Below are 24,508 nucleotides of genomic sequence, written 5' to 3' on the forward strand. Positions count from 1 at the left end.
TAGCACCGAAAGCCTCGATGGGTATAGGATCATTCTGGCTGGCGCACAGAGCCGAGGTCAAACAAGAGGCAGGGTTATCTGCGCCTGTTCCACCTCAGCATCGTCTCAGAGCCCAAGATCTGAGCCAAACGAGCGCTCCTGCCACTTGCCTGAATATTTCTTCGAAGCCTGGAGCGCGTGGGGCGAAACGCCGAGTGCAATCAACTTTTCGATCCGCTTCGGGGTCTTGAGCAGTTCATCCGGATCAACCGCTTTTGTCTCCAAAAGCACCTCAAAATAGTCTTTGTACAGCTTTTCGTCAGCCAGGCGCTTATCAGGTTTGTTCTTTACAAAGTACTCATCCACAAAGTGGGTCAGATGCTCCTGAGCGCCAACCTGGACGCATAGCTCCACCCAGCGCTCAATGTCTGCTCGGTCTTTCAAAAACTCCTTGGTCATGTTGTTTTTGCGATCGCAGAAATCTTCGGTATTGAAGCCCTCAACCTGAGCAAGAGCCGAGTAGTCCACAAGGCCGCGTTGGTGCAGTTGCTCAGTGACATCAAGATTTCGGGTCAGCGTCCACAAACCATCGGCTTTGAGAAGCGTGTCCAAGCCCATGTTCTTGAACCAGCGGTCGTACTCATCGACAAGCACGAGGGCTTCCTCCCCCTTGATCTCTGACACGTAATGGGCACTTTGGGCAAACAGGCGCCTGGCATCATCTTTGCCCATTGCTATCGCAAGAGGCATGAAACGACCAGGATCTCTGAAGACATCTTGCCCAAGTGAGCGGGTCATCCCATTGACGCCTGTCTTGCCAAGCAGTTGAGCAACCCTTTCGTATTCAACGGGGTCTTGGTAGGTCTGGTTGATGAATTTTCCAATGTAGTAGCCGTAGCCATACCTCTCGTGCTCAGCTGCCGGGATTGCTTTCTCACTAGCCCTAGCGAGGCAGGCCTCGAACATGTCGCGGATGTCAGTGCCGTTGAGCTTCAGTTGATGATTCTCATCATGACTCAGAGCCACATTGGTGATGGAGTCCATCAGCTTGGTCAGAAATTCTGCTTGTTCTTTGCCGGTAGAGTGCTCAATGATGTTATCGATCTGTTGCAAGCAGAAGGACTTGGCATTGCATGAGTGGGCGATGAATTTTTCGAACGCTTTGTCGGTTGTTCCAACGTGGGAAGCCAGGGTTAGATGGTGAATCTCAGCCAGACTCCCAATTTTTTGGATGGGGAACCAGGCTGATTGCTCGTAGGGGGCTTTGAAAGACGTGGTAATGCTCAGCAGTTTGTCGAGCTTTCTGAAAGCATCCAGGTTATCTGCCAGGTCATGCTTGGCATCCAGGTAGACGCAGAAATCTACAACAGGAGGTGCTTTGCCTCGACCCTTGCGCAGATTTTCGATGCCCTTGATGACATGCAAGGGGTTAACATTTTGCTTGAGGCACGATATCCACAGAATTGAGCGGGAAAAATCTTTATCGCTGAATTTCTCAGCAACACTTGCGACAAACTGCGTCCAGGTAATCGTGGCTTCAGTGTCACCCAGCCCAGCCAAATGATCGCCAATCTTGGTGTCTTTTGTCAGCTCGACCGTCCGGTCACTCGCAGCGCTTTTGTAGGCATTGAGCAACACGGTAGCTGGCTTGGCAATGTGAATCAGTTGCTGGCGGCGACTCATGAGGGTGTCCTGTGAAGACGGGTGCTGATCATCATGCAGCCCATCAAATGGCTATACCCCCATTCTGAAGCTCGCGGTGCACACGGGTCAAACATGCAGGCTGACAAACCAGGGGTTCCGGTGAAATACTGGAACCAAGGAGATCCCCATGCACACTAATCCACACCTAAATTACCCTTTAAGCCGAATATTCTTCGATCGGGCTCTGCTGATGCAATATGGCATCGACAGCTCGCCCTACGCCAAAGCCGTTAATCAGTGGCTTGAGGTGGACTCACCCCTCTGCCAAAAGGTTCGGCAATGCCTGCGGATCTCGAAGTATCACGTAGATCACATGCGTGCAGACATTGAGTGCAAACACCTGAGATCAGTCATGAGCTCCTTGGGCTGCAGGTTCGATCTCAAGCCATCGCAGGATGGGAGCATCATCCGTTTTGACCGCCTGGCCTACCTCTATGAGCATGTCTCGCATAAGGAGCGGCTAGAGCTGGACAGGCTGTTTCTTTGCATGCTGGGAAGCATCACCCTGCCTAACCTTCTCGGAACGCCGGTAGAAGCACCGGATGATGATATGAGTGACCTTTCTCAGCATTTCGTGGACGTAGGTTTTGGTGATGAGCAACAGTTCTTCTGCGAGTACGAAAACCAGTGGATCGCGGCTCATTTGATGCCCTACCGCTTCGCGCTATATCGCAACGTTGAAACGTTTGAGGATCATGAAGATCCTACTCCCTCCTACAAAGACCACCTTCTTGCCCATGGTCACTCGCTTGAGCATGTCCTGTCCTGTGCTGTTGAAATCGTATCGGGCGACAGAACGAGCAAGGACAGCATCCATATAGAATATTACGGAAATGATATTCTAATGGCCTATCATTTGTCAGGGACGCTCCAGTGGGTGCATCCGAACGCCGACCTGGAAGAATGCCCGGCCTACTGGCGCGACGAGTACCCTCTCAATCTGGATGACTTGATGAGAAGGCTCATGGTGCTAGAGAACAAGTGTGGCAGCACCAGGGTGCAAGAAAATAAATTCTGCATGGATCTGGGACTCTGATGATGAGCAAAGCAATTGAGTACCTGGCAAAAAGACTGGGTGAAACCCCCGAGGGGTTCGATCCTGGGGCTTACCTGCGCGAATGCCTCAGAGGTGTCGACGCAACGCCAGAGCCCATCTTCGCGGGGTTAGAGCTTGCTATCGGTGAAAGAAAAGACATCTCCAAAACGAAGATGCTCACCGACCTGATCGAATTGTGCTTTGAACGAAAGGTTGTAGGCGACCTGCCCCTGCTGACGCTCATGGAGAAGGCTGGAGGTGAAAATGACCATACAATTTCCATTGTGGCCAAGTCATTCAAGAACATCGAGAACGCCTTGCGACTGGGGGGTAAAAGCCTGCTGTCCCAGATCCCCCCAGATCCTGCTGAAATGCTGGCTTACTCCAGGTTGAGCAAATTAGGCAGCAGCGCCATTGTCCAGGTTATCAATGAGAACCTGACTGAGCATGCACAGGCACTGATGACTGGGTGGAACGCCAAGAGCCCTCGTGACTACCGATCTGTGTTGGTTGACCGTGAGTCCATCTACCCCATGGTGCGAAAGGCCCTGTACGCCTTGCCACTGGGCAGCAGTCACCAGGCGATCCGAGAGCTTTTTATCGGGCATAACAAGCCAGGCCACGAAGAAATGCTCTCAAGAGCAACCGCCATTCTTGATTACAAAGGCGGCACTTTCGCTTCCGACCTTCCTGATCTTGCTCCCCTTACCGAAGACTTCCTTGTTCGCTATGAATCGCTGATTTTGTCCAGAATCTTCGCCAAAGTGGTGGAGATGGATGGATACGAGATGGACAGCGCCTACGAGGAGTTTTTCATTGCGGGACTGCGCAAATTGAGCCAGGCTGGCCTCAATATCCTCAACGGTGTTTACACCCAAACCAACTATGGTTACGGCATTGGGTATTTGGATGACATGGGGGAGATGCGCGACCCACATGAGGAGACTCGAAATGCTTTGCGGATCATGCAATTTGGTACCACAGGCCTAAGAAACCGTGAACGGGGCTACTGGGAAATCAAATTCAAGATGCGCGATACGGTGTGCAACCACTTGCTGGATCTTTTGCCAAACGATCAGGGCCGAGCTCTCCTCGACAACGACGCCTACAAACTGGAGCGTTCGCGTTTCACGAAAGACCGGACATGCCTGAATGGACTGAACAATAAAGCCCTTATAGACCGAGAATTTGCCACTGATCTGGGACTTTGAAAAATCGGTTTAGACGCTTATTGACATTCCAGCTGGGGATGGTAGATTTCTCCCCATAGCCACCCCGGCATCTGTGTTATAGGAATGCGTCATGGAACTGGAACAAGAAGTCGTCGAGCAGTACATCACCCTCAACGTAAACGATCCTTTCCGTGAGGGGCGCATCCTTCAGATCCTCGTGCGCACCAATGACGAAGAAAGCCGTTACCATGGCAAGGTTGCCCGGTATATGGCGGCTCAAGACACCCTTCTCGGCCATTTTTATCAGCACGTCGATCAGATGAGCAAACCCAAGCTGCAAAGTGTGATCATGCGCGCCAAGCAGACCCTGGGTGAAAGCGAGCAGGCAGTCCTCAAGGATTACATGGGTAAATCCATGCCTGCCGTTCTTGCCGCCCTTCACATGCGCAAGCTGATCATCACTGGCACCCACGTCCAGGCATTTTTCTATCTGGATGGCATCGCAAGCCACATGGAGACGGATGAGCTGATGGTGCCCTTCACCAACCTCAAGATCGCCCAAGACATCGAAGCCATCGACATCCAGGAGCCGCTTCAACAAGCAGCTTGACCGATCGGGGTGGAATCAAAACCAGCCTCAGGGCTGGTTTTTTGTTTCAGATCAAGCCTAGAGCTTCAGGCTCTGCCGGGCGACGTTTATGGCCTGCCGTATAGCCCTGGTAATCGTGAATCACGGCCACCATGTTCAAAATCGCCTCGCTGACATTCTCGCGCAACTTGGCGAAACCTTCAGGGCTGGTGTTTGGGCCTGGATTGAAACCGGGCGTGGTCAGATCAAGCCTGATCGTGCGGGCTGCCAGCGGCAATGGGATTACATCGTTGCTTTGAGCACCTTGATGGCTCATGGCGATAACAATGCTGCTTTTGTCGGGCAGTGGCACACCCGCTATCCGTCGACTGCTGACGATATCGAGAAGCGGCAACATGTACGGGGCTGGATCAACATCTGACACGTCGATCAGCATGGTGAGTGGCTTGCCCTCACTCGCCTTGATCTTGTCCTCAATCTGCTGACCAAAATCCATCGGCGCCTCCCTGCCCAGGTTCAGGCTCAGATAAGAGCCATGTTTAGCGAGCGCCTCGCTTGTAGAGGTAATGACGCCATGCCCCAGTTTTTTGATTACCAGAAAGTCCATTGCCATGCCTTATTATGTTGACTATACAACCAAGATAGCTACTGCGGACACGTTGTAACAATGGCAGAGCCCTTTGAAATGCAGAAAGACTGCGACCCATAACTCCGCTGGCCTAATCAATCTCCTTGTCGCGGCGGACTAAGAGGGATGAAGCCAAGTTCTTTGCGTCTCGCTTCAAACATCCGAGCTCTACGCCGGCAAAGCAAGGCTGCAGCCACCAGGAAGGGAAAAGGGATCATGATCCATGCCTTGGACGTATAGATCATGCTTTGCAGAAAGCTCACCATCGAAATAAGCCCTGCGACCCACAGAATCCGCACTGTGTAGGTCTGCCAGGCAACTATCCGACCCAGCAGTTTGTTATCTAGAACCATTCGCTCGTGATCTGTCACACAATGTCCTCATCCGAACGGCAATTGTGAGGGGGCCAGGCTTTCAAGGCAAGGAAGTCGTTGTTTCGCCTGGCCCGCCAGGCGTCTGCCCTCTCACCTATCCATTCAAGAGCAGTCGCGCTGCACGCGAAGGCCGACCTCTCTCTATGCCTCAGATGTTTGGCACGATCTCGCTGTGCATCCAGTGCTTGTCGGTCTGCACATGATTCTTGCGAACGTACTTGCACACCGATTGGCGGAACTGACTGTAGTGAAAGCCTTCGGCCAGGCGGATCACGTAACCCTCGGACTTATCATAGTCGCGCTTGGGGTCGTAGAGCTTTTTGATCACATCCTCGTCGAAGATGCCACGGTACAGCACCGGTACAGGCTTGATGCCCAGCAATTCGAAATAGAGCATTGTCTCGTCCCATGACAGACAACGGTTGGTGTCATCCCACATGGAGAAACCTTCGAAAAAGACGCCATCTTTACCAAAGCTGTAAGGGATGGAGTGCCGGGCCCATAGCCCTTCGCCACAGATGCGGTAGCCCTGAGGTATATCGTAGCGGAACGAATTCCAGAAATTTTTCAACCAGTCGCGGGACGGGTGATGCCTACCTGAGATTGACCTTGCATGCAGCATCTCTCGATAAAGGGTGTTGTTTTCCCCATCACGCTTCTCCGAGGCAATAACCTCCTTGCCGATGAAGTTCGCCAGATCCTGCCTGCGCATCTGCTTGTCATCGCGTTGGACGCCTTCAGACCAAGGCAGGTGCGGTGTGCTTGGGCAGCTAACCGCCAGGCTGAAGTCGCCAAGGAAACCACCCTCTCCCAGGTGCATCTGAACGTCCGGGCGCTCGAAAAAATCACCGCGAAGCCTTTGCCCGTTAGCAATAAACTGGTTTCCGTAACAGTCGTACTTGTGGTCGACGCTCAGGTGCTCAGGCAGCAGCACGGTGGAGATACCTGCGGCCTTGCGAACCTCTTCAACGCTCAGGGTGGTTCGCTTGAAGGCCAGGTCATGCTCAAGGCAGACCGTGGCGCCATTCTCGCGGTAGAAGCCGCCATCAGACCACAAGGCCTTGTCCAACAGGTGGACTACCTTGGCTCCCGGCTGTTTGCAGATCACGCAGGTGCAGTTGTCCCGTACCAGGACGGCATCCTGAAATTGGCTTGGGGTCAGCAGAATTGAAATCGACATGATTCTTTGCATCCAAAAAGGCTATCGCCTTCCGGATCATGAAGGAGGCGTCAGCGAACAGAACAGAGGTTTGTCAGGGTCATGAATAGGTTCGGCGATTGAAAGGGGCTGGTGACAGCAATGCGCGGAATAATGACATATTGAGCAAACACTTGCCAGCACTTTTGCGTTCGTTTCTCGACAGCCGCTCCTCTGCGCAAAACCATTGTAGAGACAGAGAAGCTGGGCTGCCAAGGCCTCAGCACACGTGTCGTCGGCTCAAGCTCAAGCAGCCCATAACAAAGAAGGCACAAGCAAAAGGTAAGCCTACTTCAAGCCAGAAGGGAAGTGAGTGGCTCAAGGCAGACTCGCAGAAGGCCAGATGGCCACCAATGACTCCGGCGACCACAGCGTGCATGATGGAGCATGCCAGATATGGATTTCGATTGCGCAGCAGGAACAGGTCGATTGAGACGACAACCAGAGCAGCAGCGACCCAATACAGCGCCAATAAGCCAAGAGTCATGAGTGGTACTCGAAGTCGGCCTGCGCCGCTGCATCGGTACTGACGAAGAAACGTAGCTTCTTCTTGAGCTTTGCGCCATCGATGCTGTGGACGACAAAGGTGATGGAATCAAACTCACCCGCGCCTTGGCGGATGTAGTATCGGGCGATGCTTACCACGGTGCCGGCCTTCAGTGTATGATCTGAATAGGCGTAGACAGGCTGCCAAAAGTTGTTCCTTACGTATTCGCACGGGATGAGCTCTTTACCATCGTGAGCAACGATCGATTTGTTTCGATCTTCATGCATTACGGGGAAAGACCAATCCTGCTTCAGTACCAAAAGGTCACCTAAGCGAGGGATAATCAGTTTCATAGTTGGAGCCCTTCTTTTTTCTTCGATTATCTCATATATTGCACTGCATGACAGCACTAAACCATTTTCGCCACGCTGAAACTGATGCCTGGGAGCGACTGCTCCCCGAGGATAATTCCATCATTGCTCAGGGCCTTCTGAAAAAAAGCCCTTTCCCGATCATAGACCTAGTCCGTTCGAGAAAATATGATGAGTTATTACTTAAACTGTGCCTGGGATCCGACCTGCGTATACAGCGCAAAGCGTGGTCTGAAGTAGCTATTGCAGCCACGCACCTCAGCACACCTCCGCACTGGCTGGCATCAGGCTTTGATGAGGTGATCACCAAGCTGTGCTTCCCAAATCTTCGTTTTGCGCTGGTGCAGAATGACCTCAAATGCCGAGTGAAATATGGGCGGTCGATCACTTGCGACCAGGTGTTGCAGGCCTGGAGCAGGATTCCGGATTACCAGCCCCAATCATCTGGGTCAAAAACTCATGAGGGCGTCTGGGACAATCAAACCAAGTCCATGAGGACGCTGCAGCAGATAGCCCTTCATCACCTGTGGCTTGAGTCTCATCCCCAGCGTGACATTTTCACACCCGACCTGCTGGGTGAGGGTCAAATCGTCATGATGGCATTTTCAGAGCCCTCTTCGTTTTGGAGGCAGCAATTGCCGCAAAAAGCCCGTGACATTCTCTTGGCGGTCGACCTGGGACTCTAAAATAAATTACGATTATGGTAATAATTGATTCGGATCTGGTACACTGGATTCATACCCTTTTGGTGGATACCCCATGCCCCCCGCCTCTACTCCGGACATTGCCGAACCCACAGATGCACCAGAGGTTCCCACACACCCTATTGAACAGATCAGGGCTCTGATTACGCAGGCCAAAAGCGCTATTTGGAAGTGTGAAGCGCCAGAGGTGCTGGAGCCTATGCTGAAAGCCATCACGCTCAGAATTGCTGAATTGCCGGCACTTGGTAACCCTCAAGCCATTGCCCCCCTAACTCAGCAATTTCTGTCGTTGATTGAGACCAAGCCTGAAGGTACTCCAAACGGGCAAAGCGTATTGGTGATGGTCAGATTGCTGGGGTACACCCCAGAATTCGTCAAGATCTACTCGCGTGACCTTGCCCCTGACGTGCTTAACGAGATCATCGGCCTCATGGCCCGTGACCCTCTTATGGTTTCAGACTTAAAGTCGACTCGCATGCTGTGTCAATTAGCTCGGCGTGGAGCCAATCCCTCCCTTGGATTGCTTTTTGACCGCATGCTCTCGCTCAAGACTGAAGCGGGTGGCCCGAACATCCTGGAGGCCTTGAACCACTACATGGCTGAGGATAATTGTGACATTGCAGTGGTGTGTGATCTGATCTACAGGCACAGGGACTATCTTTGGTCGATTCCAGACTTCAAGGCCAAAACAGTGGGGGTTACGGGTGTAGGCTTTTTGAGTCCAAAAGCTGCCTTGTTGCTCTACCGTCACGGTGAGGTAGAGCTCGCAAAGGATCTGGTGAAAGTCATGTGCCGGGAGGCCGTCGACCCCAACCACTATTATTATTTGGCTGAGATGGGCGAGGCGCCAAACCCGGAATACTTCAACGCTCGGTTTGCAAAACAGCATATCTTCTGTGAAGACGTTCTGTACTCCATTCAGAATTGTGAGCTGGAACTGCCCCACAACGGCCTGAAGGTTAAGCAGGGTGACAATAATCTGATGCGCAAGCTCATCGACCGGTTGCCCAAGCTGCACCTTGACTCAGATGTAGAGCAAGACCGCATGATAGAGGTCATGGAGGCTTTGTCTGCTGACCATCCTCTGAACAAGCAATTGCTGGCAAAAAGTGGTGTTTCCAAGGAGCTTTTGATGCGCGTTCAGCCCTTGAGAGACATCGTATTCGCCGCCGACCTGGGTCTATAGTCCATGCAAAACCTGTTTCGCAATCTTCCCAATGAGTGGATGGCTCCTGGTCTACGCAAGCACGCAGATCTGCTGTGTGAGCACATCAACCTCTTCCTTACCTCCATGGGCAAAAATCCTGACCGTACGATTTGTCTGGTGGATTTCATGAAGAAGAAGGAATTGGCGCGTGAGTATTGCGAGATTGCCGGGGAAAAGGGCTGGCCAGTTTTTGACATCGATCATTTCATCGCAGATGACTGGCTGGCAGGTTACTGGGCCTGGATCGAAGACGGCGGTACCAACGCCATGCTCAGAGCCGTTGAGATGGATGCCCCACGCCGCACGGTACTGCTTCGCGATTTGATCAATCTGGGTGTGGGTGGGATCTATCGCTCCATGGGGCTGCTTCGCTCTCGGGAAGCTTTCCAATACACGGTAGGTTTCTGCAGGCACTTGTTCAGCGCAGCGACCAAAGATGATATTGAGGATGCGATCGGCCAAGGCAATCCCGTCGGCAGGATGGCGGTGGTTAGTCTGAGTAAATATCTCCAGACAAAGCAGTTCAAGGCTGACCGCCCTATTCTGAATTATAACCTGGAGTCAATATCAGTCCTGGTGGGCAGCGATGAGGTGCTTTTCAGTCGCGAATTCTTCAATGCAAAAGAAGACGTCTATCGTCGAATGGATGCCGGTCTAGCCAAGATTCAGTACCCTGACAAGGATCTTCGAGGTGGGCTGAATCTGGTCGAAAGACTAAGTGAAGAGTACAGGGTCGTCACTGCTGCCGACAGTGATGCGTATGGCAGGTTGGCCAGGCCACGACAAACCGGCAAGTGCCTGCATCCTGTGATCATGCCCAGGCTCTATGAGTGCGTTGAAACCGGCAACATTGATGATCTTTGGCGCATTACACTTGGCCGCTGCTCTCTTATCACACCCTATTTCCCTACCAAGGGCCAGCCTACCGATGATTACGTGAAAGCGGCGCTTTCATTGATGGTCATCCGGGATGTCGAGGCCACGATGGGCATTCAATACCCGCGTCAGGAAATGCTGAACGCCCTGGATGAGAAGCTGGCCGGGCTTTGGAAGGGTTACGAGAGTGATGAGCGAGAAACCATCATGGCAGTGCTGTGCACCATCGGTTACGGGGCAAACATCGACGTCTACAAGCCCACCACAGGTCTTGGTCGGGCGCTCGTGATGTTCGACATCCTTGTTGACACTGATGCGCAGGTAGACGTGAGGGAGCAGGCGCTTAAAAGCTTTGCCCAAAGCCACTTGCGAGCAGATTATCGGCTGCAGCTTTGGCCAGTCCTCATCGCTAATGCCAAGGCCGTGTCCCATGACCCCCTTCTTCGCTCCTTGCAGCCACATTTGGCTTTGGCCTGGCACTGGGGGCAGTCGTTTCATTACGCCGGCAACCGCACGCAGTTGTACGGCCCGATGATCATTAAGCATGATGGTTGGAAGAACAGTCTGGCAAAAGATGCAGGCATGACGGCAAAGGCACTGACCCTGGCGAATGGGGAAAAGATGCTGGATCCGAAGTTTGCCGCTTCCCTTGAGGTGAGCGGTGAAGTGCTACGTATGCTGGACTTCAAACTGCCGCCAGGTCTTTCTGACCGGGCCATGGCAATCGACCTGGGGCTGTGATCGTGAGTTGGAATGAACGTAAAATTTTGATGGAGCAAATGGTTGGCTGGGTGGGGGCTCGGGCAAAGGCTGGGCTGTACGCGGACGCTCTGCGCGAGATGAAGAATCTTGCTCAGCACAGAGACAAGATGGCTGGAACCAATGGCAGGAATTTTACACAGGAAAGAAAGCTCATCCCGGAACTGACCGCGAAGGTCGGAGAGCACCTACTCAAAATTGATACGAAAGATCCTGCCGGTCTTACCTTGATCAAGGATTACCTGCATCTGTTTGGCTGTTCCGTCAGGCTGGCTGCCACTTACTGGGGTGATCAAGGACTCAACGATCAGATCCTCGATGCGCTGAGCAGGCAAAGACTAGCGCCCACTGACCTGGTCAACATGGTGCCCATGTTCAAGGAAGACTCCACGCCTGAGCATTACCTGCGCCTTGCGCTATTCAGCATCGAGCGCAGGGCAGAACTGGGCAGTCTCTCCATGGTGTTCGCTCGGGTGATTGCACCCACAGTCTCTCGCGAGAAGCTGGGTGAATATGCTCCTGAGCTTGATGAGGCATTGCTCAGGCATCGTGGCGAGTGCAATCGACGCTATCGTTGGAACGAGCTTCTGGCCTGCCACCGCGCAGGCCTTGTGGGGTTTGCGACCAGTGCCGTCCAGGAAAACACCAGTAACCAGGCTAAGGGTAATGATCTTGTTGATGCCAGAAAAGAGCTGGGTCGTGTGCTGACGCAAGAGGAGCACAACCGCTTCTGGGATTGCATGACCAAGGACGCCATTCATGCGATCGGGCTTTACATGGTCGAGTACGGTAGTGAGCTTGTGTGCGCTGAGCCTGAACACCGAAATTCAGCTACAGAGTACCAACCCTTCAAGGACGCTATCGCTGAGGTATTGGCTGTTGTGGCCCGGCAACAGCCAGAAAAACTCAAAACGCCTGAGATTGCGTGGATGATCGATCAGTTTTGCTCCTACTGGTCGCCCAGGGATGCGGCTCAGATGAAGTTTCTTGAGCGCGACGTGCTCATGCAGTCCTCTCGTTATCGCGACATTCACATGGCAGTCGATCTGGGGCTTTGATTTTGAGCATCTACAAACTGATTGACCGTTTATTTGAAAGCCAGCAGCGCGATGAGGCGCTGAGTCTGGCAGAGCAAGTGTCCGACCAGATCGATGAGTTGGCCAAAGCGAGAGATTTTCTGATGGTCAACCATCTCTTCTCGCACATCGATGAATACCTGACCGGTATGCCACATCGCGAGCCCCTACTCGCTTGCAGCCTTCAATTTCCCCTCTCTGCGCAAGTGCTTGAGAATGTGGTGCCTAAGCTCAGAGAGGATCAGGAGGTCTTTGACGCGGTCATTAGCAATCTAGTTGCCAATCGAACGTGGCGATTTGAACCCTCCGCCATGGAAAACGTGATCAAGGATATGGCGTGGGCGGATCAGCATGAGGCCGTAATCTCGATCCTGGAGGGCATTATTCAGGAAGGCAACGTCAAGGGTGCAGGGCTCGATCTGATAGCTATCGCTACTGAATTCACCCTTGAGCGCAAGGATGATGTGATGGCTAGCTGGGTAGCCAGAAACGAACAAAAACTGCTGGCGCTTGATTGTCAGGGTGGCATCACGGTGAACAGTTTCCCTGGAGAGGGCATCGGCTGGTACAACAAGGGCGTATGCGAATTTGGCCTGAAAATGGCCAACCGCAACGTAGAGAATGCTACCGGCATCGATCTGATCAATCTTGAGCGCATTCAGGGAAAAGCTTTGGACTACGAGAAGAATCCGACCAATTACGTTGATGACTGGGCCTGCTACCTGTATCTGACGCCCTACCCCATCGAGCGCTACATCTCAGAGGAGAAAACCTTTTGCCATTCGAAACTGATTGGCGTGCTAAAGGATATCAAGGACAGCGAGTGGGCATCCAAACTCAAGACTGAGCGGATCTACGATATTGCTAGGGCAGACGTCAGACACGGTGCGGGAAAAGATCCATCGAAACTCTTTGCGCAGTTCTTACAGGACTACAGGGAGGCAGGCTACCCTTTGCCCAAGCCATGGGTGAGTAGCGCCCTTAACGAAATCGCGATCGATGTGCACGAAGACATGGGGCGTTTTTCTCAGATCTTGAAGATTTCCAAATCACATCGAGTCAGAATCAATTTTGACCCCTTTGAGGCCTCGTTCAAGCGCAGCCTCAGCGCTTCGAGCCGCAAGCTGCCTTTTGTTGCTGGTATGGGGCTGCTCGCAGGACTCAAGGATGGTTACCCCATTCCCCCCAAATTCTTCGGTACCTGGTTTAAGTACTGCGCCGAGAAATGGGATCAGAAACAGCGAGAGAATTTTATCCAGGCGATTACCATGGAAGTGCTGCAGGCCTGTCCTAACCTTCGGGATCAGCGCATGGGTGCCGACCTAGGTTTGTAGGCTGCTCCATGGGTAAGCTTAAAATAAAACGGATCAAGTCATGTACCAGGCATACCTCAGTGAGTTGGCGCAGGCGCACTGCTCTGAAAACCCCACCAAAACCCACCATGGTGTCAGGCAGCGCTTTGCTGCCGATCTGGCCAACCTTTTCAGGATGGTTCTGGATGACAAAAGTGATGCCCCGTATGTGGCGGTTGCCCAGAAGACTGTTGCCGCCGATTTTCAGCTCTATACGCATCAGCTGACCGAGCTTGGCTCAGCTGAATCTCAGCGATTGTTCAGCCAACACAAGGCTGCCATCAGGGGCTTGTGCAAGCCCAACTTTGTAGATCCATACTGGCTGGTCGCCCTTAACGATCTGGACATCCCCGAGTTAGTCACCCATCTCGCCGAGCATTGCCAGCTGCGTACTGTCTATGACAGCGGCCTTTTCGAAGACCTTGAGTCACTCCCAGTTGGCCCGCGTCGCAAGCTGGCGCGAGTGGGGATGTCTGAAATCAACCAGGGATACACCCTTAACTTCCTTGAGTTTGCTGCGGGCGTAGCACTCGAAACGGGCGTGACAGGTACCCAGTTCAAACGCTATTTGGCTGTGGGCATGAACAAGGATCGCAACCATTTCGCCAGAGCACTGATCAAGGCCATTGCAGTACAGCATGAAGGATTGAAACCAACCCAAGTCAAATACGCCGTCGATACCGTTTGGAAATTCACCAGAAGCCTAAATTCCCCGAAAGACTTTGAGCCAGCCTTCAAGGCAGAGCTGACGTCCTTCTTCAGGGAGCTCGATGTCCCGGTGGGCGTGTTTGCGCATTCCTCTGCTGAGAAAGACCGCCTTCTCGGGCAAGACCTGGGGCTTTGATCATGAATCACCTGGAAGAACAGCGGGACATGAAGCTCACCTTGGATCACCTGGTCGATTCCATCAAGGCGGGGGATGAGCGTTCGGTTGAATCTTTCCTGGGTACCTACCAGCTTTACCGAAGCGTTCTGGCGCAAGACGGTCGGTTTGACTTGCTTCAGGAAGGAGAGCTTGGGCCCGACAGAATACGAGGTGCCTGCAGCCGAGCCTTGCACACGGGCATCAAGAACGGACGCCTCATGCCTGAAGGCATTCTTAGGGCCTGTATGCGTGCGACTACCTTCCTCCCCGGCGTCCTGCGCTTGGTCTTTGAGCATTACCCTGCCCTTCAGGGAGAGATCCTTGAGCACTTCCGAAATAGGCCGCTTGAAGTACTGCAATTGCTCAAGCCCCATTACGCCGATAACGGCACTTGGCTGTTCAACCACCTCAAGGAGAAGGATCCGCAGCTGCTGACCCATCTGATCCAATTCAATCTGCCCTTCATACGCGAGTTGGACTACAAGGGGTTTGATCAAATTGTGCCTGTGCTTTACGCCCTGGATGACGAGCCCACGGTCAGCCATTTCCTTAAGCATTGGGAGGCCGGCATCCTTGAATCCTGGAAAATACACGCGGACACAGATGGCAAGGTGCTTGATACGCGCACCATCAACGTGATCTCGCGGCTGGGTACTCCGACCCTGCAGCGCAAGATGTGGTATTCGCTGCATCACACCGGGACGTATCAGGATTATGCGCCGATCCGAGACATCAAGCTGACCCTCAACGAGAAAGATATTACTCAGTGGTTCCAGACCGGCTACCAACATGCAACCTTCATTTTTTGCCTGGCCTTGGAAAACAAGCTCTTTGATCTCAAAGACCTTGCCGCTGGCTTGGCGAAAGGCTACAGCAAGAAATATGACTGGGGCGTGAAGGGCCTCAATCATGCGGTGGAGATCGTGAAATACAAAGGTGGCTCAGTGAGTGATGCACGCTTGATGGAAGTCCTGGGAGCCACCACGGAAAGCCTGCGCGATCACCCGATGGCTGAAGAAGGGTTGTACGTGCTGGCCGAGCATTTTGGTAAGCAGGCAGTCATGAAGACCAGTTTTGGCATGGAGCGATCTGACCTTTTCTTTGGCCAAGATCTGGGATTATAGCCTGGGATAATGATTTGCCCCGCCAAGGTGGCTTGCCCTTGGCAGTGACTCTTCGATGCAAGGGGAAAACCGATCAAGCCTAGCTACTAAAAATTTGCTAATGACCTGCTCTGCAAGCAATACTAGGGTAAATCGCTTCTACGGAATTTTTTTATGTCTGACATCCAGGCGCGGCATCGTTTTCGGCAAGATTACATCTCCCTCATTAACCTGTTGGAGCAGATGGCCTGTGACGGAAAGCGTTTCGATCGGGGTGATTTCGAGACGATCCATCCAATGCTCTGCGACTTGTGCGCGACTGCAGAGGCTCTGCCTGAGTTAGCTCGCAGCATTGCCGGTGAGGAAGGCAAGTCACTGGTTCGCTGGTACGTGGGTCAATGGCCCAAACGTGACTTGGACATTGACGGATCTGCTTCACAGAACGCATTGGCTGAAGACTATGCCACCCTGGCTATCCGCGTGGTTGACTCCCTGAGAGTCGACCTTGGCTGGGAGACCAAGAACCTCATCGGGATCGATCCCGTGTTTGACCGATACCTGGTTGATCGAATTCTGAATCAAGAGATGGGCTTGTTTTCCTACGACCTTCGACGTCAAGACCGTTATGACAGCGATTATTACACTGACGCTCAAAACAAAGGCTCGGCTTTGGAAGAGGTCATCAGCAACCTTGCCAGTTCCGGCAGGCAGCAATTGCTCAATGACCTGGTGTCAGGCGTCAACGAGCTATTGAAGGTTGCTCCCGAGTCGATCGATTCTCAGTCGAGAGCCCAGCTGTTCATGAGCTGCTTCCATCAACCAATTGAAAAGGTTGGCCCAGAGCTGAAGGCCTCCTTGGCAGCCCTTCTGTCTCAATCACAAGCGGCTGATGTCAAACACCTGTTTGAGTATCAAACCGATACGTTTTACGAAGTGATGCTCAATGCTGCAGGTTCTGGTATGCGTGAGGAGGTTGAGCCGCTCATCCAATTGGCGTTGGATCATAATTGCTGCCCACGGCAGTACAAGCAGCTGCTGACAGGTCTAGAGCAACATACCCATCTTGATGTTGCAAAGGTGGCCGTGTCCTTCGCTCATAAGATCCTCGCCAAAGATCCTGAGAGCGATGGGTACCGGTATGCCCTAATGTCATACTATCTGGTCAACAACACCCCTGTCGTTGCCGATCAGATCGAATTCGTCGCCGATGACATGCACGTATTCGCCGGCATGATCAGGAACCAGTACAGCAGTTGGTACAGCGCGGAGCGCCAGACCTTGAACATGAAAAACTTCAAGGCTTTGCTGTGTGAGTACCTGGGTCAGCATCCAGGCCAGTTGCAAAAGCTCGAAAGAATTCCAGAAATCTCTCACATCGTAAAAACCCTGCCCTACTGGCATGATCACAGCTTCGCGGCTGACTTAGGACTCTGACACCATGAACAGACCCGTCACTATTCTCAAAAGTCAGATCGATCAGTCGGTCAACTTTACCTACCCCTCGAAAACCGTAGGCACCCTTGAGGCCAGGTTCGTGCGGCGCCAAGAGGACTACTTCATTACCTATCTGTCCAGCCAGTCAGGTTGTGACCAAAGTTGCCGATTTTGTCATCTTACGACTACTGGCCAGGTGAAGTTAGATAACGCGACCCTGGAAGATTTTTTAGAACAAGCAAAGCTTGTGCTTGATTACTACGACAGTCAGAAGCCCGCGAAGCTTGTTCACTACAATTTTATGGCCAGAGGCGAGCCACTGAATAATCCGCTAGTGCGATATGACAGCGCCACCCTTCTAAATGCGTTGCGAGGCCTTGCTGATCAACGAGAACTTGAAACCAAGTTTCTGATCTCATCGATCTTCCCCAAGGCATTGGATAACTTGAGCCTGCCCGAGATGTTCCCAGAGGTGCATCCGGAGATCTACTATTCCATCTACAGCATGAAGCCCGAGTTTCGGCGCCGCTGGTTGGCCAAGGCGCATTCTGCTGAGCGTGGTCTGGAGATGCTCAAGGAGTGGCAGGAATTCAGTGGCAAGGTGCCCAAGATCCACTTCGCGTTCATCGAAGGCCAGAACGACTCCGAAGAGGATATGCACCTGATCGCCGATGCTGTAAATGCCCTGGATCTCAAGGTCAGCCTCAACATTGTGCGCTACAACCCCTACGATCACCGTTATGGCAAAGAGCCTGACGAGAGCGTGGTGATTCGAAACGCCGACCTGCTGAGCTCGCTGATCAAAGCGCCAGCGATGAAGGTCGTTTCAAAGGTCGGAATGGACGTAAAGGCTAGCTGCGGCATGTTTGTGGGGCCGCAGGCATGAGCCGTGTCGCCCGACCTACTGACATCGTTGAGCTGATTGTCGCCGACCTCAAGTGTAACGATTGCCCTGCGCTACAAGCCCATCTGGATGATTTTCAAGAGTCACTGGTTGAACGGGTGATGGCTGGGGATCTTGAGCAGCAGGGTGTTGCCATGGCCAGACTGCGAGAAGCCCTTGCACTTGAGCAAGACTTGGGTGTTGAGGCACTGCGGGGATTGCTCAATCGCTTGTCAATCGGCAACCAAAGCGCGTATGACATCATCAGCAAGCATGATTCGGGCGGCTTGAATCGTGCGGTATGCCACAACCTCATGCATTTTTGCCCAGAGCGCCCGCCCGGCTGCAAGGTCAGTAGTTTCTTGCTCGCCTGTTATTGGCTGAACAGTGGCGACCACGATATCTTCGACCGTTTTGCAACGCATCTGATTGAGCAACGCCCTCGTGACCTTTCGCTGCAATATGAAATCCTTGAAGCGATGACGTTGCCACTGCAAAACGGCAATCAAGACAATGCAGATGCCCTCTACACCTGGCTTGCGCGCAATCAGGACAGAATCATTGCCATGGGGGGTAGCGATCTTTCAGGCTTTGGCAGTCGCCCGCTGGAGGTGGCCGTCTCACTGGCTCAGAATCACGTTCTCAAGTTGGCCAAGTTGATCGCCGAGAAAAGCTTCCAAAGCCCCAAGTTTGCCGACCTCTATCACACCAGAACTCTGCTCGACGTCATCCCGACTGATGCGCGCCTCGCAAAGGAATGGGCTGGCGTGGGCACGCAGATGGGGTGGGATGAAATTGGAGTGCTGGCGGCGCTCATGACCTATCACCTCGCGTTCGATGACTCCCCCTCTCCGTCTGCTATAGGCGGTCAGGAACTGAATCAGGCACATGCGCTGATCAACTCGCTTAAGTTTCTTGATGAGCGCCATGTGGTGCCTGCGCCAGATAGGGTTAACTACCTGGTTGATAAAATCATTGGCGACACTCAAGACCAAGCCTGCCGCCGAGAAATCATGGAATTGTTCTCCGAGTCCAGGTTTCACCGGCAACTGATGTCCAGCTCGCAATACCGCGACCACTCATTTGGCGCCGACCTGGGCATCTGAAAATGTCAAAAACTACCTTTTTAGGCTGTAACTTCTGCAGCGGATTTTGATTATGCTCAAGACGCCCTTCGAAATTGTGGACGACATCCTGGATGCTCTTCAGGCCAATGATTGTCCTGCCGTTAACCAGCACATCGATGACTTCCAGGAAGCCCTGGTAGCCCGTTTGATGGCCGGTGATTTTGCAAGCCAGTCCTCTGCGTATACCAAAATTCTTACTCTGGTTCGCGAACAAAAAAACCTGGGTGCAGATGCGCTCAGCGCCTTTCTGGCCCGAGTGGGTGTCGACAATCGGACGGCATTCAGAATCATTGATGCCCACGACGAGCCGCTGGTAAACGAAGCGGTGTGCGACAACCTGATTAAGCACAAGCCGCCCAGTGTAGAGGGTCACGTCAGAGATATGGGCTTGGCCATGTTCTGGCTCGCCAGTGGCGACTATGAGATTTTCAATCGGTTCGCAACTTCGCTATTGGATAAACCCTGCGACAAGCCAGACTTGCAACATACCATTGTCAACGAGCTCTTTGGGCGTCTTGGCGATCACCAGGAAATTTATCAGAATTGGGTGGCGCGCAATCAGGACAGGATCATCGCACTGAGTCAGGGTGGCGTCGAAAACTTTAAATCCATCGCGCTTCATCGCGGGATCAAACTTTTCGATGACCATCTTCAAAAGTTGGCCATGCTTGTCGTTACTCATAGTGATCAAAGCCCCAACCGTTCAGATTTGTACGACATGCGCACTAAACTAGGTGTAGTCATGCCACCTGAACGTCTACAGCAGGTATGGGCCGGCAATTGGAAATCCCCCGGCTGGAGTGAGTCTTCGCTGCAAGCCGTAATAAGCTACCATCTTGCTTTTGCTGACTCCCCTCAGCCCTTGGCAATGGGGGGGCAGGACACTGAAGCTACGAGTGCACTTGTACAGGCCATGTATTTCTTGAAAGAGCAAAACATTGATCCAATTCCAGAACATATGGGCCAAATTCTGGATGTCCTCCTGACTAACCTTGAAAATGAGGACGTCCTGGAGGATGGGTTGAAAATCCTCAAGCGCTCCGAATTCAGACGCCATTTCATGGTAAATACGCTTTTCCGAGACAATAATTTTGGTGCAGACCTGGGATTATGAAACAGATGTCCGAAGCGCTATCAGTTATCCATGAATTGGAAAGCTTGCTGGGGGAGATTCATGACGAAATCATGCCGCCTCCAATGATCACAGGGGAGGAGAAAAATTGGGACTGCGTCCCCTTCGATAATTTTGATGCCTACCTGCCGATGATAGCGGGACTTATTGATGAGGCCTATTCCTATGGGCTTTCCTATGTTGAGAAAGCCATCAGTCTCTTGTGGGATTTCATCGACGAAAACACGTATCACATGATGAAGCCAGAGGTTTGGATTCGAAGAACAACTGATTTGGCCACGCCCCCTTTAGAGTTCTTTCTTAAGAATACGCGCTATTATAGCGAAAAGGATGCCTTGTGGTTCGTCAAGGGATTGCCGCGCAAATCTGACCCAGAGTTGATCGATAAATATGCACATGTGGTGGGAACAACCCTTCAGTGGCAAAGGTATGAGGCGGCTCAGTTTGCACTGGATCAGTGGCGCAATCTTACCTACGAGAACAAGCAATGGACGCGAGATTACGCCAATATAGTCTTAGCTCCGATCATTGACGGCATGGATTTTACCAATGTTTTGCCAGGAGCTGGCCTTAAGTCCTTCATGACCCACAATCAAAGCGATCTGCTGCATTGCATACACCAGAGCCGGTTCGGCCTGAGCGCCGCCCCTGTTGCGCCTGTGAGGCTTCTGAGCGCACTCAAGAATGCAGGGCTGGATGGAATATTCCATCCCTGGGGCGAATATACCTTTGCAAAAGAACGCAACCCAGAAGCACAGCTCTACACAGACCTTGACCGTCTGGGAGTCGTCATTTCCCGTGATGAGCTTCTGGCGCACATGAGCTATTCCTCGACGGGGAGCCAATGGCTGGAAGCATTTCGCTTGTTGATGATGCGTGGAGAGCTGATCGAGCTTCATGAGGTGTGCACTCCGACCATCAATGGCCTCAAGCGCAAGCCGGGAGCCCCTTCCAGTGTTCCTGGCCCAAACCTTCAGATGGGTATATTTATAAAACTGCTGGAGCAATTGTGCGAGAAGGGAGATTCTCCACGTGCTGCAGCGCTACACTACATCAGTGAGCTCGTTCAAACTGACGAGCAGATGCCCAATCGGCTAATTGAAGCCGGGCTGCCTCGTGATTTTCTTGAAATCGCGGCGGTCAGGGACAAAAACTTCATGATGGATTTGGGGCTTTGAACATGAGCATTGCAGCAGTGAAAGAGCTTCAGGGCTTATTTGGCAGATTCGACCACGCCTACCACAGGACTCCGGAAGATGTGGATGTAGTGCTGGATCGCGTGATGAGCGTGGCTACCTGCCTTGAGCGGTTGCGGACGGATGGCCAGATCGGCGCCTACTTGGGCGGCATGGACAGCATTGATCGGTTTTATCGAGATTCCTCCGAGTCCACTCTGATGGAAGATCCCCGTGACCCGGCGATCATGCAGGCCATCGCCGAGCACTTCCCAATTCACACCCTGTCAGGCCTGAATTTCTTCACAGGGTCGCAGGATGAGATTATGCAGGCTGCGATTCGCTCCTACGCAGCTCACATGCAGGTGCGATCGGCATTCACCCTTAAAAACGATGCTGTCTCAGTTGTACGCGAAATGGCCAAACAGGGCCTGAAAAACTCGGTCGATGACTTCCTCGTCCTGCTTGAAGAAATCAGTCAGCACGATCCCATGATCATGGGCAAGGCAGACTTCAGAGTGACCCTGTGCTGTACCTTTGAGGGCGTGATGTCTGCCAACGCCCCATTTTCTGTGAGCCCTAAACTCCACAGCCTGGTTGAGTCCTATTTGATCAACAGCCGGCTGGAATTCCAGATTGCGTGGCCCAACATCGAGTCCGCCATGGGCCTGGCCAAGTGCGGATACCCGGAGCTTGCCGGCAATTTGGCGACTACGGTTTTCCCCCGCTGCAGAACCTTGAATGAGCGCCAGCTTCTGGGCATGAAGGCATTGGGCATTGATGTCGACCCGGTAATGCAAAAGATCGCGCAGAACCCTTCCCCTGGCTGGGCGCAGGCTTATTTTGCCTACCTTTTGCTGACCCCTGATACCCATCTTGAAATTCCAGGCCTTAGCCTCGCTGACCAGGGCAACAAAGCTGCCGCTAAGCTGATGATTCAGAAGCTACACGCGGAAGAAGGCTTCAACATGACAAATGCCAGGTTACTCCTGGGTGAATACGGGCGCTTGTACCCCACTGAGGGCCGGGACTTTTTCGAGATACCCAAACTCAAGCCCCTGGCGCTCACAGTTGACCGGTACCGAGAGGCATCCATCGGTGCAGATCTGGGCCTCTAACTGAAGAAAGAAGCCATGCAGACGGGTTGCCAAAAGAAAAGCTGTTGAACAATATATGTCTAAACTAACGTTGAGGCATTGTGATGCACTTTCTAAGGCAATTTGGGCTTTTACTCGCGGTGGCTACTCTGGCCACCCCCTACGCAGTGGCCGACAACATCGTGCGCACAATGGCACCCATTGCACTGTCTGGACACACAGCGCCTGCTGGGCCACCCAAGTTCGACTCTTGTCTGAAGATCAAGACCAAGGAGCCTGCCAGTCCAAGCGGCATCTATGAACTCACCCTCTCGGGAAATCAAGTCCAAGCTTTCTGCGACATGGGCACTGACGGTGGAGGATGGACACTGATTGGCCGAGGGGCTTCTGATCAAGTCGGCGGATGGTCGTCGTCCAGCGGGATGTACAACTGGCCTGCCGCGCCGAACCCAAACCTCGCCTCCACATTCAAGATGGGGGACGCCGAGATCAATGCCATTCCCAAAAGCGCCTACAAGGTTAACTCCACCGGCTATGTCAACACTCGATACTGGAAAGGCTCGTGCGTCTATCAGCATACCGCCTCAGCTTCAGGTGACTGCACGATCAGCTACTCCAGCGAATCGTGGCTGGCCAGCAGCGCAAAGGGGGATGGCGGAACAATTAGCGGCTTGTCCGGTATCCATGACATAGTGCCCAACACTGGTTTTTACATCTACACCTCGACTCAGCAAAATCCGAGCTACGGTTGGGGCGCGGGCAATGGACTGAACCCGGCCTATTCGGGGGCAGGCGCTGCAGGCACCCGAATCAATCTTCAGATCTGGGTCAGGTAGCGGTTGTCGACTACCCATATCGACGGTTAATTGGTATATTGCATTCCATCAAGACAGAGCTATCTGCCACAGGGAATGCATCATGGAAAGCTGGAAAAATGGTTTCACAACGGCCATCTGCGCATTGCTGGCCGTCTTTGTACCTTTGATATTCGCCATCAAGATTCTGGAGCTTCCCAATCTTGAGCAGCGGTTGATTGCAGGGATTTTCCTGGTACCGCTTTGTGCGGTCTATTTTCGATGGATATCAAGTAACAAACATGACCTCTGGCTTCCTATCAACCTGGTCGTCGGCACAGTAACAGCCGCGTTTGCTTACAGTTGGGCCCAAGACAATCCTCAGACTGTTAGCCAAATCTCAGAGTACATCCAGCAGAACCAACAGACTGCAGTGCTTTGCCTCGTGGCCCTGGGGATCACGAATATGCTTCTCACCCTGGTGGTGAGTCTGTCTAACCGGTTGACCCATACCGCTGTTACTTTGACAGGAAAAGTTGCTACCAAGGGTGAATCGGCAAACGTAACAACGATGGACAAGCGCACCATCGCCGTTCATGAGGCTGGCCACGCAGTCCTCTTAGGGTTGCACAAGGAACTCCCCGAAAGCTCTGAGCTGGTCATGCGAAAAACAGCGACAGACGCCGGATCATTGGGGCATTGCACCGGGGTTTCCTGGGATCACCAGATCAGCAACAAAATATTTGTCGAGTGGAACATGCTTTTTTGCCTGGCGGGTGTAGAAGCAGAGCGCTTGGTGCTCGGAGAAGTCAGCCTTGGCGGCAGCAGTGATTATCGCAACTGGCAGAGTCTGGCGGATCTTTACCTTTCCGGGCATGACAGCATGGTCTATTTCCATGAAATCAAAGCCCCCTGGCACGAAGAGTACAATGCCAAGGTAATCTACGATTTGAAGGAGAGCCAGAAACAGATCGTGCGCGAGATGTTGCTGGAAAATGAGGAGGTTCTGATCATGCTTCGAGATGCTCTGATCGAGCGCGGGGGCATCAGCGGCAAGGAGTTCCTCGACGTATTGAGTCAGGTCGTACCTACCGCCAGTACACCAAGATCATCCCTGTTCAAGGTGCTGTCATGAGCTACGCCGATCGCATCAGCCTGATAAGCCACTACGTAATTTTTCTGTTGGCTATTTATCTGACCGTTAAAGCGTTTGGGCCAGCCAAGCGCCACGACCTGTCCTGGCACCTTGAAAAGAATCACCTTGAGCTTGTTGGCGGTCTTAACGATGCCGAGTTTGTCATCAAAACGAGCCGGCCTCTGACTGATAAGGCCTTTCGCGCCTTGATCAAAGACAGAGGGCAATATTTCTCAACAATAGGGTGACTG

The 24,508-nt window shown here is 52.7% G+C and carries 24 protein-coding genes; 19 read left to right on the forward strand and 5 right to left on the reverse strand.

Annotation, left to right across the window (positions count from 1 at the left end; all coding sequences use genetic code 11):
- Positions 1–105 precede the first annotated feature (105 nt).
- Positions 106–1,662 (reverse strand): hypothetical protein, encoded by a 1,557-nt coding sequence (locus IFT57_RS07095; RefSeq protein ID WP_122531166.1) that lies wholly within the window; start codon positions 1,660–1,662, stop codon positions 106–108.
- 148 nt (positions 1,663–1,810) lie between these two features.
- Here IFT57_RS07095 and IFT57_RS07100 point away from each other — a divergent pair, with 148 nt between their 5' ends.
- The 3 genes from IFT57_RS07100 to IFT57_RS07110 all read left to right on the forward strand — a co-directional run bounded on the left by IFT57_RS07100 (position 1,811) and on the right by IFT57_RS07110 (position 4,501).
- A complete protein-coding gene (locus IFT57_RS07100; RefSeq protein WP_192092555.1) occupies positions 1,811–2,719 on the forward strand; it encodes a hypothetical protein in 909 nt (302 codons plus the stop codon).
- 2 nt (positions 2,720–2,721) lie between these two features.
- On the forward strand, positions 2,722–3,930 hold the full coding sequence (locus IFT57_RS07105; RefSeq protein WP_163020488.1) for a hypothetical protein: 1,209 nt from the start codon (positions 2,722–2,724) through the stop codon (positions 3,928–3,930).
- 91 nt (positions 3,931–4,021) lie between these two features.
- Positions 4,022–4,501 carry a hypothetical protein gene (locus tag IFT57_RS07110; RefSeq protein WP_122531163.1) on the forward strand — a complete coding sequence of 160 codons (480 nt, stop codon included), beginning with the start codon at positions 4,022–4,024 and terminating at the stop codon, positions 4,499–4,501.
- Positions 4,502–4,547: 46 nt separating this feature from the next.
- Here IFT57_RS07110 and IFT57_RS07115 read toward each other — a convergent pair whose 3' ends face one another.
- The 4 genes from IFT57_RS07115 to IFT57_RS07130 all read right to left on the reverse strand — a co-directional run bounded on the left by IFT57_RS07115 (position 4,548) and on the right by IFT57_RS07130 (position 7,520).
- A complete protein-coding gene (locus IFT57_RS07115; RefSeq protein WP_122531162.1) occupies positions 4,548–5,087 on the reverse strand; it encodes a hypothetical protein in 540 nt (179 codons plus the stop codon).
- A 543-nt stretch (positions 5,088–5,630) separates the two neighbouring features.
- The gene (locus IFT57_RS07120; RefSeq protein WP_244657266.1) at positions 5,631–6,662 is read right to left on the reverse strand and encodes an RNA ligase family protein; all 1,032 of its coding nucleotides are present in this window, start codon (positions 6,660–6,662) and stop codon (positions 5,631–5,633) included.
- Positions 6,663–6,900: 238 nt separating this feature from the next.
- Complete coding sequence (locus tag IFT57_RS07125; RefSeq protein WP_163020487.1) at positions 6,901–7,167, reverse strand: hypothetical protein; 267 nt, start codon at positions 7,165–7,167, stop codon at positions 6,901–6,903.
- Positions 7,164–7,520: a hypothetical protein gene (locus IFT57_RS07130; protein ID WP_122531160.1), complete on the reverse strand. Its 357-nt coding sequence runs from the start codon at positions 7,518–7,520 to the stop codon at positions 7,164–7,166. Before IFT57_RS07130 ends, IFT57_RS07125 begins: the two co-directional genes overlap by 4 nt.
- A 47-nt stretch (positions 7,521–7,567) precedes the next feature.
- On the opposite strand from IFT57_RS07130, the gene IFT57_RS07135 reads away from it, so the two are divergent.
- The 16 genes from IFT57_RS07135 (at position 7,568) to IFT57_RS07210 (ending at position 24,505) form a co-directional block, all read left to right on the forward strand.
- On the forward strand, positions 7,568–8,224 hold the full coding sequence (locus tag IFT57_RS07135) for a hypothetical protein (RefSeq protein ID WP_122531159.1): 657 nt from the start codon (positions 7,568–7,570) through the stop codon (positions 8,222–8,224).
- Between the two features lie 73 nt (positions 8,225–8,297).
- Positions 8,298–9,428, forward strand: a complete 1,131-nt coding sequence (locus tag IFT57_RS07140; protein ID WP_122531158.1) for a hypothetical protein — start codon at positions 8,298–8,300, stop codon at positions 9,426–9,428.
- 3 nt (positions 9,429–9,431) lie between these two features.
- The gene (locus IFT57_RS07145) at positions 9,432–11,066 is read left to right on the forward strand and encodes a hypothetical protein (protein WP_244657267.1); all 1,635 of its coding nucleotides are present in this window, start codon (positions 9,432–9,434) and stop codon (positions 11,064–11,066) included.
- A gap of 2 nt (positions 11,067–11,068) precedes the next feature.
- A complete protein-coding gene (locus IFT57_RS07150; RefSeq protein ID WP_342030334.1) occupies positions 11,069–12,142 on the forward strand; it encodes a hypothetical protein in 1,074 nt (357 codons plus the stop codon).
- A gap of 2 nt (positions 12,143–12,144) precedes the next feature.
- Positions 12,145–13,494: a hypothetical protein gene (locus tag IFT57_RS07155; RefSeq protein ID WP_122531156.1), complete on the forward strand. Its 1,350-nt coding sequence runs from the start codon at positions 12,145–12,147 to the stop codon at positions 13,492–13,494.
- Positions 13,495–13,534: 40 nt separating this feature from the next.
- The gene (locus IFT57_RS07160; RefSeq protein WP_122531155.1) at positions 13,535–14,356 is read left to right on the forward strand and encodes a hypothetical protein; all 822 of its coding nucleotides are present in this window, start codon (positions 13,535–13,537) and stop codon (positions 14,354–14,356) included.
- Between the two features lie 2 nt (positions 14,357–14,358).
- On the forward strand, positions 14,359–15,501 hold the full coding sequence (locus IFT57_RS07165) for a hypothetical protein (protein ID WP_192092551.1): 1,143 nt from the start codon (positions 14,359–14,361) through the stop codon (positions 15,499–15,501).
- A 153-nt stretch (positions 15,502–15,654) separates the two neighbouring features.
- The gene (locus tag IFT57_RS07170) at positions 15,655–16,914 is read left to right on the forward strand and encodes a hypothetical protein (RefSeq protein ID WP_192092549.1); all 1,260 of its coding nucleotides are present in this window, start codon (positions 15,655–15,657) and stop codon (positions 16,912–16,914) included.
- 4 nt (positions 16,915–16,918) lie between these two features.
- A complete protein-coding gene (locus IFT57_RS07175; RefSeq protein WP_192092547.1) occupies positions 16,919–17,800 on the forward strand; it encodes a radical SAM protein in 882 nt (293 codons plus the stop codon).
- Positions 17,797–18,903, forward strand: a complete 1,107-nt coding sequence (locus IFT57_RS07180) for a hypothetical protein (RefSeq protein WP_192092545.1) — start codon at positions 17,797–17,799, stop codon at positions 18,901–18,903. The genes IFT57_RS07175 and IFT57_RS07180 overlap by 4 nt, the downstream gene beginning before the upstream one ends.
- A gap of 52 nt (positions 18,904–18,955) precedes the next feature.
- Complete coding sequence (locus tag IFT57_RS07185) at positions 18,956–20,038, forward strand: hypothetical protein (RefSeq protein ID WP_192092543.1); 1,083 nt, start codon at positions 18,956–18,958, stop codon at positions 20,036–20,038.
- Entirely contained in the window at positions 20,035–21,234 is a 1,200-nt protein-coding gene (locus tag IFT57_RS07190) for a hypothetical protein (protein ID WP_192092541.1), read from the forward strand. The genes IFT57_RS07185 and IFT57_RS07190 overlap by 4 nt, the downstream gene beginning before the upstream one ends.
- A 2-nt stretch (positions 21,235–21,236) precedes the next feature.
- Positions 21,237–22,349, forward strand: a complete 1,113-nt coding sequence (locus IFT57_RS07195) for a hypothetical protein (RefSeq protein ID WP_192092539.1) — start codon at positions 21,237–21,239, stop codon at positions 22,347–22,349.
- Positions 22,350–22,432: 83 nt separating this feature from the next.
- The gene (locus IFT57_RS07200; RefSeq protein ID WP_244656711.1) at positions 22,433–23,164 is read left to right on the forward strand and encodes a fibrinogen-like YCDxxxxGGGW domain-containing protein; all 732 of its coding nucleotides are present in this window, start codon (positions 22,433–22,435) and stop codon (positions 23,162–23,164) included.
- Positions 23,165–23,246: 82 nt separating this feature from the next.
- The gene (locus IFT57_RS07205; RefSeq protein ID WP_192092537.1) at positions 23,247–24,257 is read left to right on the forward strand and encodes a hypothetical protein; all 1,011 of its coding nucleotides are present in this window, start codon (positions 23,247–23,249) and stop codon (positions 24,255–24,257) included.
- Positions 24,254–24,505, forward strand: coding sequence for a hypothetical protein (locus tag IFT57_RS07210; protein WP_192092535.1), 252 nt, complete (start codon positions 24,254–24,256; stop codon positions 24,503–24,505). Before IFT57_RS07205 ends, IFT57_RS07210 begins: the two co-directional genes overlap by 4 nt.
- The last annotated feature ends 3 nt before the right edge of the window (positions 24,506–24,508 follow it).

Origin of the sequence: Pseudomonas sp. CFBP 13719, assembly GCF_014842095.1 — a bacterium.
Lineage (GTDB): Bacteria > Pseudomonadota > Gammaproteobacteria > Pseudomonadales > Pseudomonadaceae > Aquipseudomonas.

Excerpts from the sequence above, each read along its gene's own strand:
- IFT57_RS07095 (WP_122531166.1), bottom strand. The coding sequence starts at position 1,662 with ATGAGTCGCCGCCAGCAACTGATTCACATTGCCAAGCCAGCTACCGTG.
- IFT57_RS07100 (WP_192092555.1), top strand. The coding sequence starts at position 1,811 with ATGCACACTAATCCACACCTAAATTACCCTTTAAGCCGAATATTCTTC.
- IFT57_RS07105 (WP_163020488.1), top strand. The coding sequence starts at position 2,722 with ATGAGCAAAGCAATTGAGTACCTGGCAAAAAGACTGGGTGAAACCCCC.
- IFT57_RS07110 (WP_122531163.1), top strand. The coding sequence starts at position 4,022 with ATGGAACTGGAACAAGAAGTCGTCGAGCAGTACATCACCCTCAACGTA.
- IFT57_RS07115 (WP_122531162.1), bottom strand. The coding sequence starts at position 5,087 with ATGGACTTTCTGGTAATCAAAAAACTGGGGCATGGCGTCATTACCTCT.
- IFT57_RS07120 (WP_244657266.1), bottom strand. The coding sequence starts at position 6,662 with ATGTCGATTTCAATTCTGCTGACCCCAAGCCAATTTCAGGATGCCGTC.
- IFT57_RS07125 (WP_163020487.1), bottom strand. The coding sequence starts at position 7,167 with ATGACTCTTGGCTTATTGGCGCTGTATTGGGTCGCTGCTGCTCTGGTT.
- IFT57_RS07130 (WP_122531160.1), bottom strand. The coding sequence starts at position 7,520 with ATGAAACTGATTATCCCTCGCTTAGGTGACCTTTTGGTACTGAAGCAG.
- IFT57_RS07135 (WP_122531159.1), top strand. The coding sequence starts at position 7,568 with ATGACAGCACTAAACCATTTTCGCCACGCTGAAACTGATGCCTGGGAG.
- IFT57_RS07140 (WP_122531158.1), top strand. The coding sequence starts at position 8,298 with ATGCCCCCCGCCTCTACTCCGGACATTGCCGAACCCACAGATGCACCA.
- IFT57_RS07145 (WP_244657267.1), top strand. The coding sequence starts at position 9,432 with ATGCAAAACCTGTTTCGCAATCTTCCCAATGAGTGGATGGCTCCTGGT.
- IFT57_RS07160 (WP_122531155.1), top strand. The coding sequence starts at position 13,535 with ATGTACCAGGCATACCTCAGTGAGTTGGCGCAGGCGCACTGCTCTGAA.
- IFT57_RS07165 (WP_192092551.1), top strand. The coding sequence starts at position 14,359 with ATGAATCACCTGGAAGAACAGCGGGACATGAAGCTCACCTTGGATCAC.
- IFT57_RS07170 (WP_192092549.1), top strand. The coding sequence starts at position 15,655 with ATGTCTGACATCCAGGCGCGGCATCGTTTTCGGCAAGATTACATCTCC.
- IFT57_RS07175 (WP_192092547.1), top strand. The coding sequence starts at position 16,919 with ATGAACAGACCCGTCACTATTCTCAAAAGTCAGATCGATCAGTCGGTC.
- IFT57_RS07180 (WP_192092545.1), top strand. The coding sequence starts at position 17,797 with ATGAGCCGTGTCGCCCGACCTACTGACATCGTTGAGCTGATTGTCGCC.
- IFT57_RS07185 (WP_192092543.1), top strand. The coding sequence starts at position 18,956 with ATGCTCAAGACGCCCTTCGAAATTGTGGACGACATCCTGGATGCTCTT.
- IFT57_RS07190 (WP_192092541.1), top strand. The coding sequence starts at position 20,035 with ATGAAACAGATGTCCGAAGCGCTATCAGTTATCCATGAATTGGAAAGC.
- IFT57_RS07195 (WP_192092539.1), top strand. The coding sequence starts at position 21,237 with ATGAGCATTGCAGCAGTGAAAGAGCTTCAGGGCTTATTTGGCAGATTC.
- IFT57_RS07200 (WP_244656711.1), top strand. The coding sequence starts at position 22,433 with ATGCACTTTCTAAGGCAATTTGGGCTTTTACTCGCGGTGGCTACTCTG.
- IFT57_RS07205 (WP_192092537.1), top strand. The coding sequence starts at position 23,247 with ATGGAAAGCTGGAAAAATGGTTTCACAACGGCCATCTGCGCATTGCTG.
- IFT57_RS07210 (WP_192092535.1), top strand. The coding sequence starts at position 24,254 with ATGAGCTACGCCGATCGCATCAGCCTGATAAGCCACTACGTAATTTTT.